Source organism: Microbacterium sp. Bi128, from assembly GCF_918698205.1.
Window position 1 is genome coordinate 1 of sequence record NZ_CAKKMM010000722.1, and the last position, 2,549, is coordinate 2,549.

The 2,549-nt window shown below is 70.0% G+C and carries 2 protein-coding genes and 2 pseudogenes; 1 reads left to right on the forward strand and 3 read right to left on the reverse strand.

The genetic code is table 11. The annotated features are described in order from the left end of the window. The coding region (locus LQV45_RS25355) for a glutamate-cysteine ligase family protein (RefSeq protein ID WP_230009388.1) at positions 1 to 618 on the forward strand (618 nt) is incomplete at its 5' end. 83 nt (positions 619 to 701) lie between these two features. Here the strand turns inward: LQV45_RS25355 and tsaD are convergent. From tsaD to LQV45_RS25370, 3 genes and pseudogenes are all read right to left on the reverse strand, one after another. Next, positions 702 to 1,802: a tRNA (adenosine(37)-N6)-threonylcarbamoyltransferase complex transferase subunit TsaD gene (gene tsaD, locus LQV45_RS25360; RefSeq protein ID WP_230009390.1), complete on the reverse strand. Its 1,101-nt coding sequence runs from the start codon at positions 1,800 to 1,802 to the stop codon at positions 702 to 704. Then, a pseudogene (rimI, locus tag LQV45_RS25365) lies at positions 1,799 to 2,228 on the reverse strand (ribosomal protein S18-alanine N-acetyltransferase). The gene tsaD and the pseudogene rimI overlap by 4 nt, the downstream one beginning before the upstream one ends. A gap of 47 nt (positions 2,229 to 2,275) precedes the next feature. Next, positions 2,276 to 2,549, reverse strand: a pseudogene (locus LQV45_RS25370) (tRNA (adenosine(37)-N6)-threonylcarbamoyltransferase complex dimerization subunit type 1 TsaB); the annotation flags it as partial.

Sequence of the window (2,549 nt, forward strand, 5' to 3'; positions counted from 1 at the left end):
GGCGAGGACACCGGATACGCCTCGCACCGTGCCCTAATGTTCCAGCAGCTGCCCACCGCCGGGCTGCCGTTCCAGTTCGCCAGCTGGGAGGACTACGAGTCCTACGTCCAGGACATGTTCACCACCGGCGTGATTGACACGCTCTCCGAGATCCGGTGGGACATCCGCCCCGTTCCGGCGCTTGGCACCATCGAGATGCGCATTTGCGACGGCCTGGCGACCCTCGAGGACGTTGGGGCGATCGCGGCGCTGACGCAGTGCCTTGTCGACGAGTTTTCCACCACGCTGGAAAACGGCGGCACCATTCCCACGATGCCCCCATGGCATGTGCAGGAAAACAAGTGGCGCGCGGCCCGGTATGGCCTGGACGCGATCATCATCCTCGACGCCGACGGCAACGAGCAGCTCGTAACAGAGCACCTGCGCGAGACGCTCAAGCGGCTTGAGCCTGTGGCGGCGAAGCTGGGCTGCAGCGCCGAACTGGCCGACGTCGAGAAGATCATCGAGCGCGGCGCCGGCTACCAGCGGCAGCGCCGGGTCGCCGCCGAGCACGGCGGGGACCTGCGCGCCGTCGTCCTGGACCTGGTCAAGCAGATGCGCCAGGGCCCGGACGCCTAGCTCCGGCGCCCAACAGCCGCCACGCAGGCGGCCGAAGCCCCAGGCCGTCTAGCTCCACGCGGACGAAGCCTCAGGCTGTGGCCTCAGGCGGAGACGGTCGTGACCGGCATTGAGGAATCCGGCGCAAAGCCGATCCCGCTCGGTTTCACGCCGGCCATCACCAGTTGCGCCCCAAGCGCGGCCACCATGGCGCCGTTGTCCGTGCACAGCGGCAGCGGCGGCACCGTCAGCCGGATGCCGGCCGCACTGCAGCGTTGTTCGGTGAGCTGGCGCAGCCGCGAGTTGGCGGCGACCCCGCCACCCAGGAGGACCTCCGTGATGCCGTTTTCGCGGCAGGCGAGCACTGCCTTGGCGGTAATGACATCCACCACGGCTTCCTGGAAGGCCGCGGCGATGTCCGCCACGGGCACCTCCTCGCCGCGGGCCTCGAACTGCTCCACGCAGCGGGCGACGGCGGTCTTGAGCCCGCTGAAGGACCAGTCGTAGCGGTGCGGCCCGGGCTCCTCGGCGGTCCCCATGTACTTGGGCTGGGTGAGCCCGCGCGGGAACCGGATGGCTTTGGCGTTGCCCGTGCGCGCGAGCTTGTCGATGGCCGGACCGCCCGGGTAGCCCAGGCCCAGGAGCCGCGCCACCTTGTCATACGCTTCGCCGGCGGCGTCATCGATCGTGGAGCCCAGCAGCTCGACGTCGTCCGTGATGCTCCGGATCCGCAGGATCTCGGTGTGGCCGCCGGAGACCAGGAGCGCGCCCATATTCTCCGGCAGGGCGTGCGGCGTTGTTTGCGGCGACGGCGCGCCGGCGCCCTGCTGCAGGAGCCCGACGCCGACATGCGCCACCAGGTGGTTGATGGCGTAGAGCGGTTTGCCGGTGGCGACGGCGAGCGCCTTGGCCGCGCACACTCCCACCATGAGGGCACCTGCCAGGCCCGGCCCGGAGGTGACGGCGATCGCGTCGATGTCCGCGAGCGTCACTCCCGCCTCCGCGAGGGCCTCCTCGAGGGTGGGGACGAACGCTTCGAGGTGGGCGCGGGAGGCGATCTCGGGGATCACGCCGCCGAAGCGGACGTGTTCGTCCATGGAGGACGAGACGGTGTTCGTCAGCAGGGTGGTCCCCCGGACGATGCCGACGCCGGTTTCGTCGCAGGAAGACTCGATGCCGAGCACGAGCGGCTGGGTGCGGTTCATGGTCGGCCTGCTTCCGTTGGCTGGGGGCTGAGCGGTTCGCGGGGCAGCTGGAGCCGCATGATCAGGGCGTCGACGCCGTCCCGGTAGTAGCGGGGCCGGATGTGGATCTGTTCGAAGCCGAAGCGCAGGTAAAGCTGCTGGGCCCGGGGGTTGTCCGCCCTGACCTCGAGCAGCACATCCTGGGCGTTCCGGCGCCGGCGTTCCGCGATCAGCTCGGTGAGCAGGGCAGAGCCGATGCCCTTGCCTTCCTGCTCGGGCACCACGGCGATCGTCTGGACGGCCGATCCCGCCGTGGGTCTCCGCCACGAGGTAGCGGCGGGTATCCACCTGCGCCAGCTCGTCGTGGAACATCTGCAGCGGCCAGGCATCCACGGGAAAGAGCCGGAGTTCCAGGGCGTGGATGGCGGGGATGTCCGCGGCGTCCATGTCCCGCAGGGTGACTCCGCCGGGCAGCCGGACGGCTCGCTCCGCGCTCACAGGGCACGCTTCCGGGGTCCGGGCACCTGGGCGTCGGATTCGCGCAGATACAGGGGGGTGGAGTCCAGGAGCTGTTCCCCCGCGGAGAGCCGGGCGAGTGCGAACTGGCCGAGCGAGAGGGCCTCCGGCTGGCGGGTGCTGAATTCCGCGACCGCTTTGACGGCCTCGGAGTAGATTCCTGCCCCTGCACCGTACACGGGCAGATCCGGCAGGTCCGCGGCGAATCCCACGTGCGGGCCGTCCTCCAGATGCGGCAGCTGGGCATCGGAG

Bases quoted from the DNA above. Each gene is read 5' to 3' on its own strand.
- tsaD (WP_230009390.1), bottom strand. From the start codon at position 1,802: ATGAACCGCACCCAGCCGCTCGTGCTCGGCATCGAGTCTTCCTGCGAC.